This window comes from Sphingomonas sp. (assembly GCF_036388215.1).
Lineage (GTDB): Bacteria > Pseudomonadota > Alphaproteobacteria > Sphingomonadales > Sphingomonadaceae > Sphingomonas.
This window is the reverse complement of the sequence record NZ_DASVSH010000016.1, coordinates 12,846-37,086: the sequence shown is the minus strand read 5'-3', so window position 1 is coordinate 37,086 and position 24,241 is coordinate 12,846. Positions and strand designations below refer to the sequence as shown.

Annotated in this window: 17 protein-coding genes; 10 read left to right on the top strand and 7 right to left on the bottom strand. The window is 63.1% G+C overall.

The genetic code is table 11. The features are described 5' to 3' along the window. Positions 1-417 precede the first annotated feature (417 nt). The 3 genes from VF617_RS06890 to VF617_RS06880 are packed head-to-tail and all read right to left on the bottom strand — an operon-like array spanning position 418 to position 6,198. Entirely contained in the window at positions 418-1,839 is a 1,422-nt protein-coding gene (locus VF617_RS06890) for a TolC family protein (RefSeq protein ID WP_331014135.1), read from the bottom strand. Further along, a complete protein-coding gene (locus VF617_RS06885) occupies positions 1,836-5,015 on the bottom strand; it encodes a multidrug efflux RND transporter permease subunit (RefSeq protein ID WP_331014134.1) in 3,180 nt (1,059 codons plus the stop codon). Before VF617_RS06885 ends, VF617_RS06890 begins: the two co-directional genes overlap by 4 nt. Before the next feature lie 10 nt (positions 5,016-5,025). Beyond that, positions 5,026-6,198, bottom strand: a complete 1,173-nt coding sequence (locus tag VF617_RS06880) for an efflux RND transporter periplasmic adaptor subunit (protein ID WP_331014133.1) — start codon at positions 6,196-6,198, stop codon at positions 5,026-5,028. Positions 6,199-6,381: 183 nt separating this feature from the next. On the opposite strand from VF617_RS06880, the gene VF617_RS06875 reads away from it, so the two are divergent. The 3 genes from VF617_RS06875 to VF617_RS06865 all read left to right on the top strand — a co-directional run bounded on the left by VF617_RS06875 (position 6,382) and on the right by VF617_RS06865 (position 10,242). Then, positions 6,382-6,957 (top strand): TetR/AcrR family transcriptional regulator, encoded by a 576-nt coding sequence (locus tag VF617_RS06875; RefSeq protein ID WP_331014132.1) that lies wholly within the window; start codon positions 6,382-6,384, stop codon positions 6,955-6,957. Positions 6,958-7,055: 98 nt separating this feature from the next. Continuing rightward, positions 7,056-8,564 carry an ATPase domain-containing protein gene (locus VF617_RS06870; protein ID WP_331014131.1) on the top strand — a complete coding sequence of 503 codons (1,509 nt, stop codon included), beginning with the start codon at positions 7,056-7,058 and terminating at the stop codon, positions 8,562-8,564. Between the two features lie 4 nt (positions 8,565-8,568). Beyond that, complete coding sequence (locus tag VF617_RS06865; protein ID WP_331014130.1) at positions 8,569-10,242, top strand: response regulator; 1,674 nt, start codon at positions 8,569-8,571, stop codon at positions 10,240-10,242. 182 nt (positions 10,243-10,424) lie between these two features. On the opposite strand, the gene VF617_RS06860 is transcribed toward VF617_RS06865, so the two are convergent. After that, on the bottom strand, positions 10,425-11,051 hold the full coding sequence (locus tag VF617_RS06860) for an alpha/beta hydrolase (RefSeq protein ID WP_331014129.1): 627 nt from the start codon (positions 11,049-11,051) through the stop codon (positions 10,425-10,427). A gap of 497 nt (positions 11,052-11,548) precedes the next feature. Next, positions 11,549-13,099: an alpha-L-fucosidase gene (locus tag VF617_RS06855; RefSeq protein ID WP_331014128.1), complete on the bottom strand. Its 1,551-nt coding sequence runs from the start codon at positions 13,097-13,099 to the stop codon at positions 11,549-11,551. A gap of 214 nt (positions 13,100-13,313) precedes the next feature. Between VF617_RS06855 and VF617_RS06850 the strand changes: the two genes are divergently transcribed. Genes VF617_RS06850 through VF617_RS06825 form a run of 6 tightly spaced genes read left to right on the top strand, consistent with a single transcriptional unit; the run spans position 13,314 to position 19,792 of the window. Then, positions 13,314-14,405, top strand: a complete 1,092-nt coding sequence (locus tag VF617_RS06850) for a sn-glycerol-3-phosphate ABC transporter ATP-binding protein UgpC (RefSeq protein WP_331014127.1) — start codon at positions 13,314-13,316, stop codon at positions 14,403-14,405. Continuing rightward, the gene (locus tag VF617_RS06845; RefSeq protein ID WP_331014126.1) at positions 14,402-15,289 is read left to right on the top strand and encodes a sugar ABC transporter permease; all 888 of its coding nucleotides are present in this window, start codon (positions 14,402-14,404) and stop codon (positions 15,287-15,289) included. Before VF617_RS06850 ends, VF617_RS06845 begins: the two co-directional genes overlap by 4 nt. Next, positions 15,286-16,113, top strand: coding sequence for a carbohydrate ABC transporter permease (locus VF617_RS06840; protein WP_331014125.1), 828 nt, complete (start codon positions 15,286-15,288; stop codon positions 16,111-16,113). The genes VF617_RS06845 and VF617_RS06840 overlap by 4 nt, the downstream gene beginning before the upstream one ends. Further along, the gene (locus tag VF617_RS06835) at positions 16,110-17,429 is read left to right on the top strand and encodes an extracellular solute-binding protein (RefSeq protein ID WP_331014124.1); all 1,320 of its coding nucleotides are present in this window, start codon (positions 16,110-16,112) and stop codon (positions 17,427-17,429) included. The genes VF617_RS06840 and VF617_RS06835 overlap by 4 nt, the downstream gene beginning before the upstream one ends. 19 nt (positions 17,430-17,448) lie before the next feature. After that, complete coding sequence (locus VF617_RS06830) at positions 17,449-18,957, top strand: alpha-N-arabinofuranosidase (protein WP_331014123.1); 1,509 nt, start codon at positions 17,449-17,451, stop codon at positions 18,955-18,957. Positions 18,958-18,997: 40 nt separating this feature from the next. Next, positions 18,998-19,792, top strand: coding sequence for a FadR/GntR family transcriptional regulator (locus tag VF617_RS06825; RefSeq protein ID WP_331014122.1), 795 nt, complete (start codon positions 18,998-19,000; stop codon positions 19,790-19,792). Between the two features lie 34 nt (positions 19,793-19,826). Here the strand turns inward: VF617_RS06825 and VF617_RS06820 are convergent, their stop codons facing one another. Together VF617_RS06820 and VF617_RS06815 are read right to left on the bottom strand one after the other, a co-directional pair. Continuing rightward, complete coding sequence (locus tag VF617_RS06820) at positions 19,827-20,849, bottom strand: arabinan endo-1,5-alpha-L-arabinosidase (RefSeq protein ID WP_331014121.1); 1,023 nt, start codon at positions 20,847-20,849, stop codon at positions 19,827-19,829. A gap of 11 nt (positions 20,850-20,860) precedes the next feature. Beyond that, entirely contained in the window at positions 20,861-23,467 is a 2,607-nt protein-coding gene (locus tag VF617_RS06815; RefSeq protein WP_331014120.1) for a TonB-dependent receptor, read from the bottom strand. 382 nt (positions 23,468-23,849) lie between these two features. On the opposite strand from VF617_RS06815, the gene VF617_RS06810 reads away from it, so the two are divergent. Then, entirely contained in the window at positions 23,850-24,182 is a 333-nt protein-coding gene (locus VF617_RS06810) for a Gfo/Idh/MocA family oxidoreductase (protein ID WP_331014320.1), read from the top strand. Positions 24,183-24,241: the final 59 nt, after the last annotated feature.

Sequence of the window (24,241 nt, the reverse complement as noted above, 5' to 3'; positions counted from 1 at the left end):
GCTCTTCGCCGCAAATCACTGCGAGCGATTCCCATTCCTCAATCAGTTGGCCGTCGGACATTTCGGACGGCTGCCTCAGGCAACGAGACTGCCACGGTCCCGCCAGTGCGTCTAGAAGTTGGGAGGCGAGCGACCGGAACGACCCAGTTGGGCATTGGTTCATCTACTCGCGAACGCCCGGTCGGATTACCGCCGTCCCTGCTAACCTGAAGGGGTGGCTGGCACTTCTCGCGGGGTATTCCTTACGGTTATCTGCGGATGGCTGGTAATGTCCGTCAATCGTGATCTTCACCCAAGCTCTGGCCACTTGGCACACAGCCAGAGCCGTTGAGAAACGGGCAAACGACTGATCCACTCGTCTACCCGAGAGTGCGAACAGAGGGTGCCGCCTCACCGTGGTTTGATACAGTGATCTGCTTATCGGCGGACGGAGTCAGTGGCCTCCCACCCGCCGCCGAGCGAGAGGAACAGGGTCACCGTCAGATCCGAATAGCGCTCGCGAGACTGGGCGAGCAGCGCTTCGGATGCCGCCAGCGAACGCTCGGCGTCGAGCACGATTTGGAAGTTTTCCGCGCCCGCCTGATAGCGCAGCCGGGCGATCCGCGCCGCTTCCATGCTCTGGTCGCGTGCGCGCAGCAATGAGGCCATGCGATCGGCCTCGCCTGCATAGCGCCCGACCGCGCTCTCGGCCTCCTGCAGCGCGCGGAGCCAGGTGCCGTCGAAAGTGGCGAGGGCGGCATCGGCCTGTGCTTCGGCTTGCCTGATCCGCGCGCGCGCCGCGCCGATGTTCGGGAAGGTCCAGGAGATCAGCGGGCCGAAGCCGAAGCGGAAGCCCTCGCTCTTGAATAGGCCGCCGGGCGAATTGGCGGTGGAACCGATCGAGCCACCCAGGCTGACGCTCGGATAGAGATCGGCGGTCGCGACCCCGATGCGCGCTGTGGCGGCAGCCAAGCGGCGCTCGGCGGCGCGAATGTCGGGACGGCGAGCAAGCAGGCCCGCGCCGTCCCCGACTGGCACCGCGCTGTTGAGCGTGGGCGAGACCTCGCAGGACGCCACCTCTGTGGGGAATTCGGCGGGCGGGCGCCCAGTGAGCACCGCGAGGCGGTACAGTGCCGCCTGGCGCTCGGCCTTGAGCGTGGGGATGTCCGCTCGCGTCTGTTCGAGAAGCGCGCCGGCGCGGCTAGTGTCCAGCGCCGTGCCCCGCCCGCCTTCGAACAGGCGTCGGGTCAAATCGAAGGTCTGTTCCTGCACGCGCAAGGTCTCACGCGCGACGGCGAGCTGCTGGCCGTTGGCGCACGCATCGACATAGGCGCGGGTGGTCTCCGCCGCGACGGTGACGCGGGCAAGGTCGTACGCCGCCTGCACGGCCTCGACATCGGCGCGACCGGCCTCGATCGCACGAGTGATGCGGCCGAACAGGTCGATCTGATAGCCTACGTCCAGCCCCACATCGTAATTCTCGCGGCGCGGGCCGGCACCGTTGATGCCGAGCGTGGAGCCTGCGGGCTGGCCATAGCTCGCGCTGGCATTCACGTCGGTGGAGGGCAGCCGCGCAGTGCCGGTCTCGCGCAGCCGCGCACGCGCCTCGCGCAGATTGGCTTCGGCCACGCGCAGATCGGTGTTGTTGCGAAGCGCTTCCGCGACAAGCCCGTCGAGTACCGGCGCATCGAATAGCTTCCACCATTTCGCGGGCGGCTCGGCAGGCACGAAGGCGGGCGCATTGCTTCCGACGAACACCGCCTGGGCCGGCGCCTTGGCAATCGGCGAAACATGGTCTGGCCCGACCACACAGGCGCTGAGCGAAGCGCCCGCGAGCAAAACAGTCACCAAGCGCTTCATGCGGCTTCTCCCGCCGGCACTTCCGGCGTCTTCTTGTGCTTCCGCCATAAGCTCAGCCCGCGCATCAGCACGAAGAAGATCGGCGTGAAGATCAACCCGAACACGGTCACCCCCAGCATGCCGAAGCTGACCGCGGTGCCTAGCGACTGGCGCATCTCCTGACCCGGCCCGGATGCGATCGCGAGCGGGATGACGCCGAAGATGAAGGCGAAGCTGGTCATCAGGATTGGGCGCAAGCGAGTCCGTGCGGCGTGGATGGCCGCGTCGAAGCGGTTCATGCCTTCTTCCTCGCCCTGCTTGGCGAACTCGACGATCAGGATGGCATTCTTTGCGGCCAATGCGATCAGCACGACCAGGCCGACTTGGGTGAGAATGTTGTTGTCCATCCCCCTGAGGTTCACGCCGAGCAGCGCCGCGAGGATGCACATCGGCACGATCAGGATCACCGCCAGCGGCAGAGTCAGCGCTTCATATTGCGCCGCGAGCACCAGGAAGACGAACACCACCGCCAGCACGAAGATCAGCGCCGCGCTGCCGCCCGCTTCCTTCTGCTGATAGGCAAGCCCGGTCCATTCGTATGAATAGCCTTGGGGCAGCGCCTGCGCGGCAAGGGTCTCCATCGTCTCGAGCGCCTTGCCAGACGAGACCCCCGGCGCCGCGGCACCCTGCAACTCGACTGCAGGCAACAGATTGTAGCGCACCACGCGGGACGGCCCGGTGTCGCGAACCAGCGTCGCGACCGAGGACAGGGGCACCATCTGGCCGCTCGACGAGCGCACCTGGAGCCGGCCGACATCTGCGATGTCGTCGCGAGCGAAGGGCTCGGCCTGGGCGGTCACGCGGAAGGTGCGGCCGAGCAGGTTGAAGTCGTTGACATAGCTCGATCCGATATAGGTGCCGATCGCGTCGAACACCTGTTGCGGCTGGACGCCGAGCAATTGCGCCTTGTCGCGATCGACATCGGCGCGGATGCGCGGGGTGCCCGTGTTGAACAGCGAGAAGACCTGAGTGACGTCGGGCTGGCTCATCGCGCCGCCCATCATCGCACCGGCGACCCCTTCGAGGCCGCGATAGCCGGCGTTGGCCGAGCGATCCTGCAGCATCATCACGAAGCCCGAGCCGTTGCCCAGGCCCTGCACCGCGGGCGGCGAGATGATGAAGATGTTGGCGCCTTCGATCTGCCCGGCGAGCGCGCCTGTCAGCGTGCCCGCCAGTGCGGCCGCCGAATTCTCGGCGCCACGCTCGGCCCAGTCGCTAAGCTTGATGAAGAACACGCCGGCGTTCGACGCCTGGCTGAAGCTGGCGCCGTCGAGGCCGGCGAAAGACGCGCCATCGATGACGCCGTCCGTCTTGCTGGCAATGCCATACGCCTTGTTGACGATTTCTTCGGTGCGGTCGAGCGAAGCGCCCGGCGGCAGCTGGACCACGCCGATCAGGAAGCCCTGATCCTGTTCGGGGATGAATCCCGTCGGAGTCGCAGTGAGCCGCCAGCCGGTGAGCACCAGCAGACCGGCATAGATTACCATCATGATCGCGCCCATCCGGACGACGCGACCTGTGAACCGGCCGTAGCGATCCGACAGCCATTCAAAGCCCCGGTTGAACTTCTCGGCGCCCCGCTTGATGGGGCGTGCCCAGCGCGGGCCGCTGTCGGCATCAGCTTCCTTGTGCGGCTTGAGGAGCAACGCGGCCATTGCCGGCGAGAGCGTCAGCGACACGACGAGCGAGATCGCCGCCGCGGCCGCGATCGTTACGGCGAACTGGCGATAGAAGATGCCGGGAATGCCAGGCACCAGCGCGGTCGGCACGAACACCGAGACCAGCACCAGCCCGATCGCGATCAGCGCACCCGAGACTTCTTTCATCGTCTTGTGCGACGCTTCGCGAGGAGTCAGCCCCTCGCGGATATGTCGTTCGACCGACTCGACCACCACGATCGCGTCATCGACGACAATGCCCACCGCCAGCACCAGCGCAAATAGCGACAGCGAGTTGATCGAATAGCCGAGCGCCAGCTGCACCGCGAAGGTACCGACCAGCGCAATCGGGATCGCGATGATCGGGATCACCGCGGCGCGCCAGGTCTGCAAGAAGATCAACACGACGATCACGACCAGCACGATCGCTTCGAGCAGCGTGTGCTGCACCGCCTCGACCGAGGAGGCAACATATTCGGTGGGGTTGTACGGCACCGAATATTTCATGCCCGGGGGCAGGGTCTTCGCGATCGTGTCCATTTCCTTGAGGACGAGATCGGCCGCCGAAAGCGAGTTCGCGCCAGGCTGCTGGATGATCGCGAGCGCGATGCCGCGATTGCCGCCGAACGAGCCGCGGATCGAATAATCCTGGCTGCCCAACTCGACTCGCGCCACGTCGCGTAGCCTGGTGATCGCGCCGCCAGCCTGGTCGGTCTTGAGCGTGATATTGGAGAATTGCTCGACCGTAGTGAGCCGCCCCTGCACGTCGACCGGCATCTCGAACGACGGATTGGCGGTGCCCGAAGGCGATTGGCCGAGCGCCCCGCCAGCGACCTGGACGTTCTGCGCGCGCAATGCCGTGATGATCTCGCCCGCCGTGAGATTGCGGGCTGCGGCCTTGTCCGGATCGATCCAGACGCGCATCGAATAATTTCCGCCGCCGAACACCTGCACGCCCCCCACCCCCTCAAGGCGCAGCAGCCGGTCGCGGACCTGGGTGTTGGCGTAATTGCCGATATAATCCACGTCGAGGCTTTTGTCTGGCGAAGTCAGCGCCACGATCATCAGGAAGCCCGACTCCTGCTTGTTCACGGTCACGCCAATCTGGCGGACCTGCTCGGGCAGGCGCGGCTCGGCGAGCGCCACGCGGTTCTGCACCAGCACCTGCGCGGCATCGAGATCGGTGCCGGGCTTGAAGGTGACGGTGACCTGCGCGGCGCCCTGGCTCGACGACGAGCTCATATAGAGCATGCCTTCGACGCCGTTGATCTCCTGCTCGATCGGCGCGGCGACCGTCTCGGCGACTGTCTCTGCCGCGGCGCCGGGATACGCCGCAGTGATCGCGATCGTCGGCGGAGCGATCTCGGGATATTGCGACAGCGGCAGCAGCGGATAGGCGAAGGCGCCGATCAGCGTGATGAACACCGCGATCACGCCCGCGAAGATCGGGCGCTCGATGAAGAAGCTGGAAATGTTCATAGGTGCGGCCTCAGCGGCCGGCCGGTTGAGCGGAGGATGCAGGCGGTGCCGAGCTTCCCGGCGGTTGGCTGGCGGCCGGTGGCTGCACCTGGATCTTGCCAAGCTTCGCCTGCACCTTCTGGCCGGGCCGCGCGCGCTGGGTTCCGTCGATGACCACCCTGTCATCGCGCGAGATCCCGCTGCGGATCACTCGCAGATTGCCGAGCAGAGGGCCGGTCTGAACCGGGCGGACCACGACTGCCCCGGCCTTGTCTACGACATAGACGACCTGGCGCGCAGCATCGGCGGTCACCGCAGTGTCGGGCACCAGCAGCGCCGGATAAGGCCGCGAAGCCTCGAGCCGCAAATTGCCGAACATGCCGGGTTTCAGGAAGCCACCGGGATTGGGGATGATCGCGCGGGCGCGGATCGTGCCGGCGCCGGTGTCGATTGCATTGTCGACGAAATCGAGTGTGCCCGATCGGCTGTAATCCATCTCGTCTGCAAGCTTGACGCGCACGGGCGTGCCGATCCGCGTGCCGCTGTCCTGCCGCTGATATTTGAGCAGCAGGGCTTCGGACCCCTGGAAGACGAAGTGGAGCGGATTGGTCGAGACGATCGTGGTGAGCACGGTCTGGTCGGCGGTCACGGCATTGCCTGGATCGACGCGCCGCTCCGAGATGCGGCCGCTGATCGGCGCGGTGACGCGCGTGAATGCCAGATCGAGCTGGCGTGCGCGAACGACGGCGCCGGCTGCCGCGACCTGCGCCTGCGCCGAGCGCATGGCAGACTGGCGCGATTCGAGTTCCTCCTGGCTGGCCGCGCGCTGCGCCGCGAGCGTCTGCGAGCGGGCGAGCTCCGTGCGGGCGTTGGCGAGCCCCGCCTGCGCCTGCGCCGCCTGGGCACGGGCCTGAGCGAGCGCGGCGAGTGCCGGGCGCGGATCGACATTGAACAACAACTGCCCGCGCTTCACGAACTGGCCGTCCTGGAAGTGCACCGAAGAGAGGAAGCCGGTCGCGCGCGGACGAACTTCGACATTCTGCACGGCCTCGAAGCGGCCGACATATTCATCCCAATCGACGATATCCTGAACCAGTGGGGCCGCCACCGTTACTGCGGGCGCGGGCGGCGCGCCGGGTCCTTCCTTGGCCTCGCCGCAACCGCTAAGAACCAATGCGAGCGCAGCCGCCGCAACTGTAAGCATCCGTGGTGTCATCAGAAAATGTCCGCGCTTGGAGTGCTGCCGGCCAATCATCCTCGAACCGTGTCGCTTCTGGGGCGGCCTCGACGGGCAATTGGCTAGAGCCGTAACAATGGGTTGTCAACGACCGTGGACATAAATGTCATCATTCGTTGACTTTAGCCGGCAAGAGCATAGGCTTAGCCGATGCCCGCCTTCGCCTGCCCCGCACCCCGCACGCGCAATGCAGCGAGCACGCGTCAGGCGATGCTTGAGGCGGCGCGCCGCCAATTCGCGCGCGAGAGCTATGAAAATGTCGGCTTGCGGGAAATAGCCGGCGAGGTCGGGGTCGACCCGGCTCTGGTCTGCCGATATTTCGGCAGCAAGGAAGCCCTCTTTCGTGAAGTATTGCGAAGCCCAGACGATGGCGAGTTCCTGTCGGGCGCTACGGCGGAGACCCTGCCGGAATATTTGGCGGAACTGCTAACTGAGCCGCGGTGCGAAGTGTCAGCCGAGAAAGTCGGATGGCTCCTGATCGTGATGCACTCCGCAGGCTCGGCCCAGGCATCGCAGATTGTTCGCGATACCTTGCATGAAGACGTGCTCGCGCCTCTCGAGCAAATGCTCTCCGGCGAGGCCGCCGAGTTGCGGGCCGGGTTGGTTCTGGCGGTTATGCTGGGCACCGCCATGGTGAATACGATGGGCATCGAGAGTCTGCATAAGAGCAGCGACGACAGGTTGCGTGAGAAGCTCGTTGAAGTGCTTTCAGCGGCGGTGCGCTAGCGGGCGAAGTTCGCTCCAAACGGCAGCCAGGCCGCAGGAGGTGCGAGGAACCCCCGGCAGGTCGCTTAGTTTATCCTAGGCTAATTACGGATTGGGGCATGGATAGAACGAGCGCGATGAAACCTCGAGCCGAGATGGTGTCGATCGGCATTCCCGAACTTGACAATGTCCTTGGCGGCGGCCTGACGAGCAATCGATCCTATCTGCTGGAAGGGACCCCCGGCAGCGGCAAGACGACCATCGCACTGCAATTCCTGCTGGAGGGCGCCCGCGCGGGCGAGGGCGGCCTATACATTACCCTCTCTGAAACGGCCACGGAGCTGCGGGAGGTGGCGCGCAGCCACGGGTGGGATCTCGAAGGAGTGGAGCTTTTCGAGCTGGTCAACGAAGATGGCCTCGATCCAGATGCCGAGCAATCGATCCTGGAGCCTTCCGAAGTGGAGCTCGGCGAGACCATCAATGGCGTCAAGGCATGCGTTGATCGCGTGAAGCCGAAGCGCGTCGTCTTCGATAGTCTGTCCGAAATGCGGCTGCTGGCGCAGAATTCCCTTCGCTACAGGCGCCAGATTCTCGCTCTGAAGCAGTATTTTTCCACCCGCAATTGCACGGTTCTGCTCCTCGACGATCGCAGTTCCGATCCGGGCGATCTGCAGCTGCACAGCATTGCCCATGGCGTGATCACGCTTGAGCAGGCGGCGCAGGATTATGGAACGGAACGCCGCCGCCTTCGGATCGTGAAGATGCGAGGAGTGAAATACCGGGGTGGCTTCCACGACTTCACGATCGAAACCGGCGGCGTATCGGTCTTTCCGCGGCTAGTGGCCGCGGAGCACCACAGCCCGTTCCCGGAGCGGCAGCTATCGACGGGGCTTGCTCCGCTGGACCAGATGCTGGGCGGCGGGCTCTCAGCGGGAACCAATGCGCTGTTCAATGGCCCCTCCGGAGTAGGCAAGACGACGACTGCAGCACGCTGCGCACTCACCGCTTTGGAACGCGGCGAAAAGGCGGCGTACTTCCTGTTCGATGAAGGCAAGGCAACCATGCTGGCCCGAGCGCGCGCAATGGGAACCAATTTGGACCCCTATATAGAGCGCGGCGATCTCCGGGTGGTCCAGATCGATCCGGCGGAACTGTCGCCGGGCGAGTTTTCAAGCTGGGTGCGTTCCGCGGTCCAGAACGATCAGGTCAAGTTTATCGTGATCGACAGCTTGAATGCCTTCCTTCAGGCAATGCCGGGGGAAAAGCATCTGGTCCTGCAGATGCATGAGATGCTGAGCTATCTTAATCAGCAAGGCGTGATCACCATACTAATCTTGGGGCAACATGGCATAATCGGCGAAGTTCGATCGGATGTGGATCTAAGCTATCTGTCCGATACGATCGTCTTATTCCGATATTTCGAGGCGCACGGGGAGATGTTGAAGGCTGTCTCTGTCGCAAAAAGCCGGACGACGTCGCATGAAGCAACAATTCGCGAGTTCAGACTGAGTAGTGGAGGAATCAAAATCGGAGAACCCCTGAAGGACTTCGAGGGCGTGCTGAGCGGCCTGCCCACTTACCGGGGCATTACGCCCCTGCTGGCATCCGAGACCGCAGCGGCGAATTGATTCCATGGATAATCGCGTCTTGCTGCTCGCGCTTCGAGGGCGCGACGCTCAGATTATTGCGGGGCTCCTTCAGCAGCAGGGCAAGGAGAGCTACACGTGCAGCAGCGCGGACGGACTGGCGCTGGAGCTTGCGAAAGGCGCCGGCTGCGCGCTGATGACGGAAGAATCTCTCGGCGGTGACGATCTCAAGTCGCTTGAAGCGTGGCTCGCGGTGCAGGAGCCATGGTCGGACTTCCCGTTCATCCTGCTGGCGACCAAGCGCGCGGGACGGCGGCCCGGGAGCGCGGTCCGCGTACTTGAGGCGCTTGGCAATGTCGTTATCCTCGAGCGCCCCATCCACAGCGAGACGCTTGCGAGCGCGGTTTCCTCTGCGCTGCGGGTACGGCGCCGGCAATATGAGGCACGAGGGCAGCTCCTGGCGCTACAGGCCGCAGAGGAACGGCTTACGCATCTGAATGCTTCTCTGGAGGCTCGAATTGCCGAGCGGACCACGGAACTTTCCCGGGCAAACAATCGGCTGATGGAAGAGGTGGGGGAGCGTGAGCGTGCACAAGCCGCACTCGTACAGTCCCAGAAGGTAGAGGCGATTGGGCAGCTCACCGGCGGAATCGCTCACGATTTCAATAACCTGCTGACGGTGATCTCCGGAAACCTGGAGTTGATACAGCGACGGGCTAGCGAGCAACCCGTCCTGACATATGCCGAAAATGCGAGCAAGGCAGCGGCCCGTGCAGCCAAGCTGACGAGTCAGTTACTTGCTTTCTCCCGCACGCAGCAGCTGACACTAGAACCGGTCGCCATCAATGCGCTCGTCACGGGCATGCAGGACCTGCTCGACCACACCTTGGGGCCCCAAGTTAAAAAGGAACAGACTTTGTCGGCGGGCGAGGTCTGGGTGATGGCGGATGCCAACCAGTTGGAACTCGCGATCCTGAATTTGTCGATCAATGCGCGAGACGCAATGACCGAGGGCGGTTTGTTGGGGATCGCGACCACCGTGTCGGACGATCCGCCTCCGGAGCTTCCCGCAGGTTCGTACGGCGTTGTCACTGTCACGGATACCGGGCCGGGCATTCCGCCAAAGATACTCAGCCGCGTCTTCGATCCGTTCTTTACAACCAAGCCAGTCGGGAAGGGTACTGGCCTGGGTCTCAGCCAAGTCATCGGCATCGCGAAACAATCAAGGGGAACCGCGACCGCGCATAGCATCGAAGGCAGAGGAGCGAGCGTCAGCATCTGGTTGCCGACGACTGCGGCCCCAGCCGCGTTGCCTAACGGGGGAGCCGACGATGCGGGGAATTGTAAAGAGGAAGGGCGCGTTCTCGTCATCGACGACGATGAGGGCGTTCGTCGTTTCATCGTGAATAGCCTCGAGATGCTCGGATACGCCGTAAAGGAGGCCTCGAGCGGAGAGGAGGGGCTGGAATTACTCACACACGAGCGGCCCGATCTGCTGATCGTCGATTTCGCGATGGACGGCATCAACGGGGATGAGGTCTGCGCGCGCGCCTTTGCTCTGCTACCGGGTCTGCCGATCATCCTTGCCACCGGGTACGCCGAAACAGGCGATCTAGCCTGTTCCGGATCGATCCGATCGGTGCTGCGCAAACCGTTTAGGGTCGAAGATTTGCTCGACGCTATTCGCAGCGCGCTGAGAGCATCCTCAGCATTGTGTTGATCGTTTTCGAGGTGCGGTCCGCCTTCGAGTGCCCCGCACTGCGCTGCGAACGCAGGTGCTCGCTTGCGCTGAGACCTACTCGCGCGGCATAGCTCGAACTAGGTTCTCGCACACCCGTTCCAATGTCGGCTTCCCCTTGTCCCGCGTCGAAAGCTGCCGTTCCGTAATCGGCCCGGAAGCCGTCATTTGTCGCCGTTATCTGGGCTGGCTCCCCCGTTGAGGACTCGCCCGACAAACTCGGCGCCCATGCGCAAACCAACTGGATCGACGCTATGACCGAGTCCAACCGACACGTGCGTGGCGACATCAATCCCAAGCCGGCGCAGGACGTGTTCCGCAGCGTGCAGTGCCGACACGGGGACGACAGGGTCGGCAGAGCCGTGCAGGAGCAGCACTGGCGGTTTCGTGATCCTTTGGTGGGCCAGCTCAACTGCGCCGGTCAGCATCCCGGAATATCCCAGTATCCCTGCGACCTGCGTCTCGCGGCGGAGCCCAACGTGGAGCGCCATCATCGTACCTTGGCTGAATCCGACGATTACGAGGTTGCGTTCTCCCAAGCCGTATTGAGCAAGCTTGCGGTCGATAAACGCATTTATCGCCGGTGCCGCGGTAGCCGCGCCGGATGCCAAGGCCTGAGGAGTGAACGCTGAAAGCGGCCACCATTGGTAGCCTGATCTCGTCCCCCCGCAGCGCTGAGGTGCATTGGGGGCCAAAAACAAGGCGTCTGGAACGGTCTGCTGCCAATGCGGAGCAAGCGAGATGAGGTCGGCGCCATTCGAGCCGTAGCCATGGAGAAGAAGGACGATCATTTTCGGAGGGCCGCCTGACAAAGGCTGCAGGCTCGAACCGTTCACAATTTTGGACAATGCGTTTCTCGATCAGGGGACAAGCTGATCAGAATGCGATCGGCCTGAAGCTGCTGTAGCGGGGGCATGGATCTCCCGGTCCCTCGGTCCTTGCGGGCCCGTTGCCACGGCCCGCAACCCTCTATCTCGCCCGACGGCTTATGGGGCGGTAACCGTCAGGCAGCTTTCGGGCGGCAGTTGGCGAAAGCGGGCGTTCGAACTATGGCCCTCCCGGTGTAACGAGCGGCTCCAGCTATCGATCCGGTAGGCCGTTTACTCGTTGTCAGGTTCGTGGCTTGATCTGTGCGAAAACGGGTGAATGTGTATGGGGAGACTGGCAGCGGCTCCGCTCCGACAGGCCGGTCACGTTTAGCATCGATGCTTCTTTCGTGTGCTCTAAGCGGTTCCCCGCGCGCCGATCGGATCGGGTGAAAACTGCCCGCTCGATTGCGAATAAGCAATCACGCGAAACCGATCTTGAAGACGCTGGCGTATCTCGTTGGGGTCCGGCCGGGTAAGTCGATCTGCAAGGCCGAGGGGGTCTGGCGGAACGTCAAGCGGCTCGGAACGCCGAGCAGGCGCACGCTTTTTACCGCCCGCGTCTCGTGCCCCGCGCCCCGACCCAACGACCTTATCGCTACTGCGCCGGCGGGCTCGCCCAGAGTGATCGCATACAGCGCCGAGCCTTTGGTCGTGAACCGGATATCCTTAGGAGTGTAGGCAGCGCCTTCCTTGAAAGCGCCTTCCGCCGCTTCGGTCGGGCCTTCACCGAAGATTTTCCATGGCCGAGAGCCGTGGATCGCCTCGGCATTCACGGCCATCCACGCCGCCATCTCGTCCAGGAACCGCTTCGATTCAGGCGGCAGGCTGCCATCGGGATATTGAACGACGTTAATCAGCATATTGCCGTTCTTCGAGACGATGTCGCTCAACATATGGATCACTTCCGGCGTGGTCTTGTACTTATAGCCCTCGCTGTAGAACCAATCCCCCATCGACGTGCAGGTCTGCCACGGCAGCGCGTTGATGCCTTTCAGCACTCCACGCTCGACATCCTGAACTCCCGCTTCGGCGTAAAATTCACCAGTGCCGAGGTCCTTGTAGGCGTAAACCGCGTCGAGCTTGCCGCCATGGGCGGCCATGTTTGCATTATAGAAGTGCGCGAGCATCGTCCGCCCGACGATTTCGAACGGGATGCCTCCGTCGGTGTACAGGAAATCGGGGCGGTAGCTGTCGAGCAGATCCTTGATCCGGTTGAACCAGATCTGGTGCCACTGCGGATTCTTCGCATACCAGGAACGGCCCCAGCGAAAGGGTTCGTTGTGCGGGGGATGGTACAGGTCGGCATAAGCCGGATCCGCTCCGTCATAGGATTGGCCCCCGTGCGGCCAGACCTGATCGTACATATGGCTGGGGTAGAACCAGGAGTAGCTGGGCCCGAGATGCTCGGAAACGCCGAAGCGCAGCCCTTGCTTCAGTGCGGCCTTCTTCCAGTCCCCGACGATGTCGCGCTTCGGCCCCATCTTCACCGAGTTCCACCGGTGATGCTTCGAATTCCACAAATCGAAATTGTCGTGATGAACGCCCATGCTGACGAAATATTTCGCGCCGGCGGCGGCATAGAGGTCCATCAGCGCGTCGGGGTCCCATTTCTCGGCCTTCCACAAGGGGATGATGTCCTTGTAGCCATGCTTGGTCGGGTGGCCGTAGGTTTTGACGTGATGGTCATATTGCGGGTGACCGGGGATATACATGTGACGGGCATACCAATCCCCGGCGCGCGGCACCGCCTGGGGTCCCCAGTGGGACCAGATGCCGAACTTTGCATCACGAAACCAGCCGGGCGTCTGATAGGCCTTCAGCGATTCCGGGGTCGGCGCAAATCGGCCGCGAACCATGGGCAAATCGTAAGCGGCGGAGGGCTGGGGCGGCTCCTGGCTTCGAGCGGCGCCTGGAAAGGCCAGAGAAGCAAGCGGGGCGGCAAGCAGTTCGCGTTTGCTAAGCTCAACCATCGATCTCTCCAGACAGCGGAACCGTATATTGTCCGACTAATGGGTACTCGTCCAGTAGGGAGAGCAGAGCGACGCAGGGAATCTGGTTGCACACCTGGGAAGCTTGACAGCATGGCTGCCAAACGTCCGGAGGATAGGCGGATGTGTCCAGCGCTGCGGTTGACACCCGCCGCTGAACCCGTAATCATCAGACAAATAGAGGGGAGAGCGGTGCGTGACGGGCGTGACCTTGGTGGATCTGAGCAAGGCTTTTGGGTCAGTGACCGTGATCGATCGCCTGTCGCTCACGATTGAACCTGGCGAGCTCGTCGTCTTTCTTGGCCCCTCGGGATGCGGGAAATCAACCCTGCTCAGGATGATTGCAGGGCTGGAAACCGTCGATGAAGGCGAAATCCGCATCGGCGGACGACGTGTCGATCCGCTGCCCCCCGGTGAGCGGGGCGTGGCGATGGTGTTCCAGCATTACGCACTTTACCCGCACATGAGCGTGCGCGAAAATATGGCGTTCGGGCTTCGCAACCTGCGGATAGCGGAAGAAGAGATCGGCAACCGGATCACGACGGCAGCGGCCAGCCTGGAGATCGGCGAGTTGCTGGAGCGCAAGCCGGGGCAACTCTCGGGCGGACAGCGGCAACGAGTTGCGATTGCACGCGCGATCGTCAAGCAGCCCGAAGTGTTCCTTCTCGATGAGCCGCTGTCCAATCTCGACGCTGCGCTGCGCGTGCGCACGCGGCTTGAGCTCGCCCAGCTTCATCGCAGGCTCGGCACGACGATGATCTTCGTGACGCACGACCAGGTCGAGGCGATGACGCTGGCCGATCGCATCGTCGTGCTCAACTGCGGCAAGGTCGAGCAGGTCGCGACGCCGATGGAAATCTATCTTCGTCCGCGCACCAGGTTCGTGGCGGCGTTCGTGGGTTCTCCCAAGATCAACCTGCTGCCGGTTGCCATATTCGGCGACGGCGGCATGGCGCGGGTTCGGCTGTCGGACGGCACGAACCTCGATACTGCAGTGCCGTCCGCAGGATTGCCCCAGGCAGGGCTTACGCTGGGCCTGCGAGCGGAATCGGTGAGAGTCGCCGCCCCCGACGGGGCCACTACGCTGGGCGTGGTCGAAGTTGTTGAGCGCCTCGGCGAACGTACGCTGGTGCACACCGCGCTGGCCGACGGTTCGCGGCTGGTGGCGGAAGATGCGGGAGTGTCGGCAGTCCGGGCCGGTGACAAGATCGGGCTGGCGATCGATGCCCGCGCCGCCCATCTTTTCGATGCCGGTGGGCTCGGCCACCACCCAGCCGTAGCCGCGTGACCACGGCAATTTCAGCGCGAGGCCGAACGGGCGATTGGCGCAACGCATTGTTCGTCGCGCCGTATCTGGCCGTGTTCGTCACGATGATCGCAATACCCCTCGCGATCGGGATGTGGCTGTCCACCACCAAGAGCGACCTGTTCGGCTTCGAGCGGTGGGTGGGGCTTGGAAACTTCGTGCGGCTGTTCGGCGACCCGATATTTCTGCAGACCGTCTGGAACACCTTTTATTTCGTACTGCTGACCGTCCCTGCGCTGGCGGCGGTGGGGCTCGCGCTGGCGCTGGCGCTCAATCGGCAGGCGCGCTGGGCCTCGGTGCTGCGGACGATTTTCTTCGCCTCGACTGTACTCTCGGTTACTGTGGTCGCCTTGGTCTGGCGGCTCGTGTTCCTGCCCGATAGCGGCCTGCTGGGCGTGATCACCAGGGGTCTGGGCGGCACGCCGGCGGCCTTCCTGAACGACGAGAAGCTGGCGATGCCCGCGATCGCGATCACGAGCATCTGGTGGTGCATTGGCCTGCCGATGGTGTTGTTCCTGGCCGCGCTTCAGCAGGTGCCTCGCGATTTGTACGAGGCGGCGGCGCTCGACAACGCGTCGCGATGGACGACCCTGCGGCGCATCACACTCCCTGCGATCCGCCGCACCTTCATCCTCGTCATCATCATCGAAGTGATCCTGCAATTCCAGCTGTTCGGCCAGGCGCAGCTGATGACGCTGGGCGGACCCAACAACGCTTCGCGGCCGATCGTGCTGTTCATTTACGAAGCCGGCTGGCGACAGTGGGAACTCGGCTATGCCGCAGCGGCCGCACAGATACTGTTCGCTATGATCCTTGTGGCGGCGATGGTGCAATATTGGGTGTCGGCGCGCGGGGAGCGGCAATGAGGGGGGTGGGCCGCATTCACCCGGTGGCGCTCGTCCTCGTATGCGCCGCCGCTGTGCTGATGATGCTTCCATTGGTGTGGGTGCTGGCGCTGTCGTTCAAGGCTAACGCGGCGCTGATGAGCGACGCCAATTCGGTGTTCCACGCCCCCTACACACTGGAGAATTACCGCACCCTGCTCGGCGACGGGCAAGTGTTCCGCTGGATCGGCAACAGCTTGATCGTCTCGCTCGGGATGACGGCTGGCGTGCTTGTGCTAGCCTCGCTCGCTGGTTACGGCTTCGCCCGGCTTGAATTCCCCGGGCGCAACATCCTGTTCGTGATCGTGCTGCTCGGGCTGGCCGTGCCCGAGCAGGCGGTGATCATCGCCCGGCATCAGCTGTTCAGCGCTGCAGCTCTGCACAACACCTATGCCGCGCTGATGCTGCCCGGCATGGCGGCGCCCTTCGGCGTTTTCCTGATGACGCAATATTTCCGCGCCATCCCGCGCGACATCGACGAAGCGGCTTTGCTCGACGGCGCCTCTCGCTTCACGATTTTCTGGAAGGTGCTGCTTCCCCTTACGATACCCGCGCAAGCGACGCTTGGCATCTTCACCTTCCTCTCCGCCTGGAACGATTATTGGTGGCCGCTCATCTCGGCGACTAACAAGGACATGTTCACGCTCACGGTTGGCATAGCATCGAGCCAGATGAACTTCGCACAGACCGAGGGCCTTGGCTTCCTGATGGCGCAGGCCGTGTTTGCCGGTCTGCCGATCCTGATCGTCTATCTGTTTTTCCAGAAATACATCGTGCAGGCCGTGGCGGGAGCCGCAGGGCGATGATCCGCAATGGCATCCTGGCCCTGGCGGCCGCGCTGGCGCTGCTCGGCTCGTGCAGCCCGCCATCGCCGAAGCGCACCCAGCTCGTGATCCAACGCATTTTCGGAGCGTGCGAGGCCGAATATGGAGCGGTTGCCGACGTAGCGAAAGCGGAGGGCGAATGCGGAATAATGACTGCGGCGATCAACCGCTTCCAGGCCGACAATCCCGATATAGATGTGGTCGAGAATATCGTCTTCTGGCCCGGCTACGACCAGCTCACCGCCCAGCTTGCCGCCAACGATCCGCCCGATCTCGTCACAATGCACGGATCGGTCATTGCCGACTATCAGGCGCGCGGACTGCTAGATCCACTTGGCCCCGAGCTGGTGAAGCGCGGGGTGGCCCCGGCCTCTTTCACCGATGCCGCGCGCGCCGCGGTCACCATCGACGGAGCGGTGTGGGGTCTGCCTATCGATACCTGGACGCAGCTTTGGCAGGTCAACCTCAACCTTTTTCGCAAGGCGGGATTGGTGAAGGACGGCAAGCCGGTTATGCCGCGCTCGCCCGAGGAACTCTTCGCCCAGGCCCAGCAGTTCCGCGAGCGCACCGGCAAGCCGTATCTGATCCAGGCGACCGCCAACGAATACGCCAATTTCGCCCGCAACTTCTATACGTTCGTCATGCAGCAGGGTGGGACCCTGTTCACCGACGCGCGCCACGCCAATTTTCGGACGCCCGAGGCGCACAAGGCGCTGCAGCTTTTCAGGACGATCCACGAGCGTAATTTCACGACGAGGAACCAGGATTACAGCGCGGCGGTATCGAGTTTCCTGAACGGCGGCGGCGGCGTCACGCTGGCCGGCACCTGGATGGTCGGGACCTTCGACGAGGAATCGCGCAAGCCCGGCAGGCCGCTGTCCGACGGCTACACGGTGGTGCCTTATCCGCAGCTCTTTTCGGGGCGCGACGTCACGTTCGGCGACGGGCATAATTGGGTGATGCCGCACGATCCCCGGCGCACCCCCGCCGAGCGCGAGGCCGCGCTGCGATTCCTGGTGTTCTTCGCGTCACAGGACGCGCATTGGGCGCGAACGGGGCACCTGCCCTCATTCCAGGCGGTGATCGATAGCCCGGCGTGGCGCTCGCTGCCGCACCGCTCCAACCTTGCCGACCTGGCACAGGCCGTGACGCCGCTGCGGAAGGACGTCCGCCGACAATTCCCGCTCGAGAATATCGTCGGGCAGGAAGCGGCTGCCGCGATCTCGGGCGCCAAGCCGATCGACCAGGCGCTCGCCGACATGGAACGGCGCGTGAATACCATACTCCAGAACCTGTAGCACCGCCCAGGAGCCCATAATGCTCAAATCACACGTTATCGCCGACCGCGACTTCATCGTCGCTCCCCTCGACCGGAGAGTCTTCGGCACCTTCGTCGAGCACCTGGGCCGATGCGTCTATGGCGGCATCTACGAGCCGGGCCATCCGACCGCCGATGCCAACGGGTTTCGCGGCGACGTGCTGGAGCTGACGCGCGAACTCGGCGTGACGATCGTGCGTTACCCGGGCGGCAATTTCGTCTCCGGCTATGATTGGGAAGACGGAGTTGGCCCGAAGGAAGAGAGGCCCGTGCGGCTCGACCTCGCCTGGGGATCGACCGAGACCAACCAGTTCGGCACCAACGAATTCATGGATTGGTGCAAGGCTGCCGAGATCGAGCCGATGTTCGCCGTGAACCTGGGAACGCGCGGGCCCGCGGAGGCGCAAAACTTCCTCGAATACTGCAACCACCCGAGCGGCACCTATTACTCGGATCTTCGACGCAGCCACGGCTATGAAGAGCCGCATGACATCAAGTTCTGGTGCCTGGGCAACGAGATGGACGGACCATGGCAGACAGGCGCTAAAACCGCGCAGGAATATGGCCGGATCGCGCAGGAAACGGCCAAGATGATGCGGTGGAGTTCGGACGGGCTCGAATTGGCGGCCTGCGGCTCGTCGCATCTCGACATGCCAAGCTACGCCGCATGGGAATATACCGTGCTCGATCATTGCTTCGAACAGGTCGATTATATCTCGCTGCACCAATATTTCCGCAACGACGCCGACGACATCGCCAAATACCTGACCGCGATCGACCATTTGAACAGCTTCATCGTCGAGGTCGCCGCGATTGCCGACGCCGTCGCCGCCAAACGCCGTAGCACCAAGCGGATCATGCTCTCGCTCGACGAGTGGAACGTCTGGTACAAGGCGCATCATGGCGAACACCTGCGCCAGCCCGGCTGGCCCGAGGCCCCGAAACTGCTCGAGGAGATATATAATTTCGAGGACGCGCTGGTGATCGGCGGCGCACTGATGACAATGATGAACAACGCCGACCGCGTGAAAACCGGGTGCCTGGCGCAGCTTGTGAACGCCATCGCGCCGATCATGACGGAAACCGGGGGACCGGCGTGGCGCCAGACGATCTTCCATCCGTTCGCACAGGCATCACGCTATGGCCGCGGCAACGTGCTGCGCGCGAAAGTCGCCACCGACAGCTTCTCCGCCGGAGGCCGCGACGGCCTGCCCTTGCTCGTGACTTCGATCGTAGACGATCCGGAGACGGGGGAGACAAGCATATTCGCCCTCAACCGCAGCCTGACCGAGCGTATGGAGCTGACCGTCGAGTTGCGAGGCATGGGAGAACGGACGTTGCGCGCGGCGCATGAACTGCATGACAGCGATCTAAAGGCGATCAACTCTAAGGACGCGCCCGAGCGGGTCGCGCCGGTGGCGCACCCAGCCGCCGCGATCCAGGGGACCACGCTCACGGCTACACTCAAGCCGCTCTCGTGGAACGTTTTCGCTACGGCATCGGCATAGCGCCTTGTTGTCCTGCTGCACACAGAGTTAGAGTCGGATGATGCCCCCCAAGACCAAGACCAGCAAGGCGCCCGATGTACGCGCCCGGCGAAAGTCGCTGCGTCTGCACGGCAACATCGCGCGCGACCTGGGCATCCTGATCGTATCGGGCCGGTATCAGCCGGGAGAAGTGCTCAACAACGAAGTCGCCGCGAGCGACCGGCTTCACGTTTCACGCACCGCCTATCGCGAGGCGCTGCGCATTCTGGCGGCAAAGGGCTTGGTGGAATCGCGTCCCAAGACGGGCACACGGGTGAGTGCGCTGGCCAAGTGGCATCTTCTGGATCCCGATGTCTTGTCCTGGATTTTCGAATTCGAGCCGGATGATGCGCTGCTCGCCAGCCTTTTCGAGCTGCGCATGATCGTCGAGCCCGAGGCCGCCGCGCTGGCGGCCGAGCGGCGGACCACTTCGCACCTGGAGCGGATGGCGCAGGCGCTGGAAGGCATGGCGCTGCACACGCTAGCGGTGGAAGAAGGGCGGATCGCCGACCAGGAGTTCCACGCGGCATTGCTGGAGGCGTCCGGCAATCCTTTCCTCGCCTCGCTAACCAGCAGTGTCAGCGCGGCCGTTTCGTGGACCACGATCTTCAAGCAACGCAACAGCCCGCTACGCCGCGATCCGATACCCGATCACCGGCTGGTGTATGAGGCGATCGCAGCCGGGGACGCGGAAGTCGCGCACGAGACCATGGCCGATCTGGTGGACATGGCGTTCCTCGACACCACGCGGTCGCGCATGCGGCCATCCAAATCGCGCCTCGGCCGAAATCTGCAGCCGAGCACCGTAGCGGGATAGCGCTTTACGGCGCCCACAAGGCTCCGCTTGGCGGTTACAACCCCACCGGCCAACCGTCCTCGGTCCAGCCGAGCCGCTGGATGCGCAATGTCGGCGCGCCCGATGCCTTGGTGTCATAGGCGTGATAGACGATATGTTCGCGCCCGCCCTCTTGAAGGACCGCGGCATGGCCGGGACCGACGAACCGCTTTGTTGCATCGAGCTGGGCATGGAGGACGACGAAGCCGCCGCCGTCCATCATGTCCTTGCCTTCGCGATCGACATAAGGGCCGGTCGGCTCCTTCGACCGCCCTACCACGGTGTAATAAGTGCTCTTGGCGCCCCTGCAGCAGAAATCGAAGGACGCGAAGAGATAATAGAAGCCGCCACGCCGGATCACGAAAGGCGCCTCCACCGCGCCGGGCGTACGGCGGCGCGCGATCGAATAGAGCTTTCTGTCCTCAGCCGAGCGCATTCCAGTGACAGGATCGAGCCGAACCATCTTCAGCCCGGTCCAGAAGCTGCCGAACGCCATCCATTGGCGCCCCTGCGCGTCCGTGAATACGGCAGGATCGATGGCGTTGTGATCGTCGGTATGCTGGCTTTCGATCACGCTGCCCTTGTCGGTCCAGCCGCCCCCGGGCGCTTTCGAATCGAGCGAACGAGCGGTAGCGAGCCCGATGGCCGATCGATTCTTCCCGAAGGTCGAGATCGAGTAATAGAGGCGGTACTCGTCGCCGGTCTTGCTGATATCGGGAGCCCAGATGCCGCGCGTGCCCGAAATGGCTTTCGTCGCCCAGGCGGGAATTTCCGCAAAGACCGGCTCGGCGCGAGCCCAATTGATCAGGTCGGGAGAGGTACGGACGTGGATCAGCCCCTTTTTCTCGCTGATCTGGCTCGTCGTGAACAGATAATAAGCGCCGCCCTGCTTGAAGATGGCAGGATCGTGCACTGGGCTGATGTCCCCCTGGAGCGCCAGTCCAGGGGGTTTCGCGTCGCCGCCCGCTTGCGGCATCGCCACCGCCGTGACTGTGGTCAGGGCGGCAAGCGACGCAAGCAACACGCGAATTTTCACCATCGACAACCTCTTTAGAAGCGGAACCGGATGCCCGCCCCAAAGGTGCGGTCGAATTGGCGGGTATCGCGCGGCGTGATTGCGAAACCACCGAACGAATCCTGGTAGGTCGTGTTGAGCAAATTGGTCGCATCGACTGACAGAGTGACCTGCGGCGTCACGTCGAAGCTTGCCGAGAAATCGAGGAAGGCCGTTGGCGATACCTCGACCAAGCCACCCGGGATGTTGTTGGCATAGAAATCGACATATTCGCTGCGCCAGTTATAGGCGAGCCGCGCCGAGAGCCCGTATTTCTCGTAGATCGCGACGAGGTTGTACGAGTATTTGGACACGGGGGTGATGCGCTGCATGACGCGCGGCTGCCCTGTGACCGGAGGCGCCTGCACTTCGCCGTCCGCATAAGTGAAGTTCGCCTGCGCGCCGAACCCGCTGAGCGGCCCCGGCAGGAAATCGAAGAATTGCTGATAGGCGACTTCCACGCCCTTCAGCGTTCCCCTGTCGGTGTTTCGTGGACGCGAGACCTGATAGCTCTGCAAGGCGCCACCGGCTCCGGTTGGGAAGAATTCCACTGCCGAGTAGGTCTGGATGTAGCCATTCAGCTTGCGGTAAAATCCCGAAAGGGTGAGCGAACCCGTTCGGTTGAAATACCACTCGACCGTCGCATCCAGGTTCTGGGTCTTGATCGAGCTGAGATTGGGATTGCCGCCGCTGCCCGCCCCGAATGTCGAGGAATTGCCGGTGGCGCCAAGGGGCGCGATGTTGGTGGCCGGGTTCAACTGAGCGAATTCCGGCGCAGTGATCGATTCGCCTGCCACCAAGCGCAGAACGACATCGTCGCTCGCCCGAAACTTGAGCGTGGCGCTGGGGAGAAAGTTCAGTTCGTTGCGCTTTCCGCTCACCGGCTGGACAACGCCCGCATTCACCAGGGTGGCATCGAGCTTGGTGTCGTTGTTGACCACGCGCGCGCCGATCAACAGCTCGAGCGGTATCCCCGAATCGGTGAAGTCGAACTGGGTCTGGCCATAGAAGGCGTAATTTTTCTCAACCAGATCGAAATGCAGCGTCGGCGCGAAGGGCGGGGTGCCGGGGGGCCTTCCCGCGATGGCGCGCAACCGGTCGATGTTCCCATTGATGAAATCGGTGCTCGGGAGCGCGAACCCATCCACACCTACCCGACCTCCGAGGATGTTGGTCGGGCCTTGAACACCGAAGCCCGGATACGACGTACCCGCCCCGCTCAGGCCGAAGCGATTTTCGCCGGTGCCGTCCGAGGTGCCGGTGCGGCGGGCGGTGCGAAAGCCGATCTTGAAGTTCTTGAGCGGGCCTGCATCGAATTCATAGAGCAGGTCGGTACGCCACGCGATCTGCTTGCTGGTGGCCAGGTTGTTCTGGTCGAACAGCGCGAACAGGTTGAGGTTCGCGGGGTTGGTGAGATCATAGGCGCCACCGGTCGAATTGAACGCCTTGATGTTCGGGGTGCCGTCGACATCGAAAATATAGTCGATCCGCGGAACCACGAAGTTGGCGTCGACGATGTACGAGGTGCTCGCCACGCGGCTCTCGTTGTAGCTCACTTCGCTGCTGAGCATCGCGGGGCCGGGGTTCCACTTGACGCCGGTTGCCGCCTGATAGCCATCGGTCTTCTGCTTGAAGGCCTGCTTGCTGGTGATGGTGAAATTGTCGCGGGTCGTGATCGAGCGGGCGACGCCGCGGGAGGCGGTGTCGCTTGGGATCCGGACGGTGCCCTGCTGCAGTGTGACCGCAGTTACATTGCCCGCTTTGGGCAGCCCCACGAAGAAATTGACGTCATACTCATTGCGGTAGCCGGTGAAGAGCCCGTCGGCATAGAATTCCAGATCGGCACTGGGCTTCCATTGGATCGACGCATTGACGGCGGGGCGGGTGCGGTTGCCATCGGTGATCAGCGCGCCGACCGTATCGGGAATAAGCACGCTCGCGCCGCCGGTCGCGGCATTGCTGAAGGTATTGAAGCCGAAGTTGAAGGCTGTCTGGTCGCGATAGCGGCGCTTGTTGTATGACGCGCCCAGCAGGATACCGAACTCCTGGCCGCTCGCGGTTTCCCAGCGACCGCTGAGCAGCCCGCTGGCGATGTAGCTCCACTTTTCGCGCTTGTCGCTGTAGAGAGCGCGCGCGCTGCCGGCGACGGTCACGCCCTTTCCAAAGTCGAGAGGCCGGCGCAGGCGAATGTCGATCCGCCCGGCGACACCGCCCTCGATAAGGTCGGGTGTGGCGGTCTTGTAGACATCGATCCCCGTGACGAGTTCCGCCGGGATGTCTTGCAGCGCGACCCCACGGCCGGTTCCCGTGAAGGTTTCACGGCCGTTGATATAGGAAGTGACGTTGGGAAGGCCGCGTATCAGCACCGTGTTCGCTTCGCCGGCGCCGCGCTGAACCTGAATGCCGGTAACGCGCTGAAGCGCGTCGGATACGGCGTTATCGGGGAGTTTCCCGATGTCTTCGGCGACGATCGAATCGACCACCGCGACGGCTTCTCGCTTGATATCCTGCGCGCCGGCAAGGCTGCCGCGGATACCAGTCACGACGATCTCGCCGTCCTGCTCGACGGGCTGCGCGTCTTGCGCCCACGCGGGAACTGCCATCGCCGTCATAGCGAAAAAGGACGCCGAACACAGAATCGTCAACTTCCGAGCCATCAGTTTTCCCCTCTCCTGAACGTCCCCGAATGCAGCGCATTATAAGGATCGTTTTCTCATTAGTCAGACAAAACTGCATCGGAGGGGCGAGAGATGCAAGGTTTTTGTTTCGGTGCGGTGTCCGATCAATTTATTTAATGAAATATGTTATAAGTCTTAATGACTTATGGTTTTTAATGACGTCACTGATCCCAAGACTGCGCACGATCCAAGCCGTCATATATGTCTGATTATTCGCCGAGAGACAGATTGCGCTAGGTACAATTTTGGATAACCCGCCGCCAAGCGTAACGGATGGCCTTGCGAGGGGGGCCAGCGCTGTGAGCCGATTCGAATTGCGCTGATCGGCATCGGAAAGACCGCACGCGACAGCATATCCCCCGCTAATCGCGGGCCCCGACTTCGAATTGGTAGCGACTGTCACCGAGCACGATTCTGCCGATGGGGTGCCCGGCTACCGCATGATCGCGGAGATGATGGAGGCGTGGAAGTCGATGCGATATCGATATGCTCGCCGCCGCGCGGTCGGCTGGCGCTGATCGAGCAGGCGCTCCGGTCAGGGCTCGACGTGATGATCGAGAAGCCTCCTGCCGCGACGTTGAGTGAGGCAGAGCTGTCCACCACCGCCGCGAGCGGGCTTTCAAGAGCGCGAGCAGCCTAGCCCAGCCCGGTCCCTTTCTAAATGACGGGAAGCCGGGGACCGGTTATGCACGTCCGCGC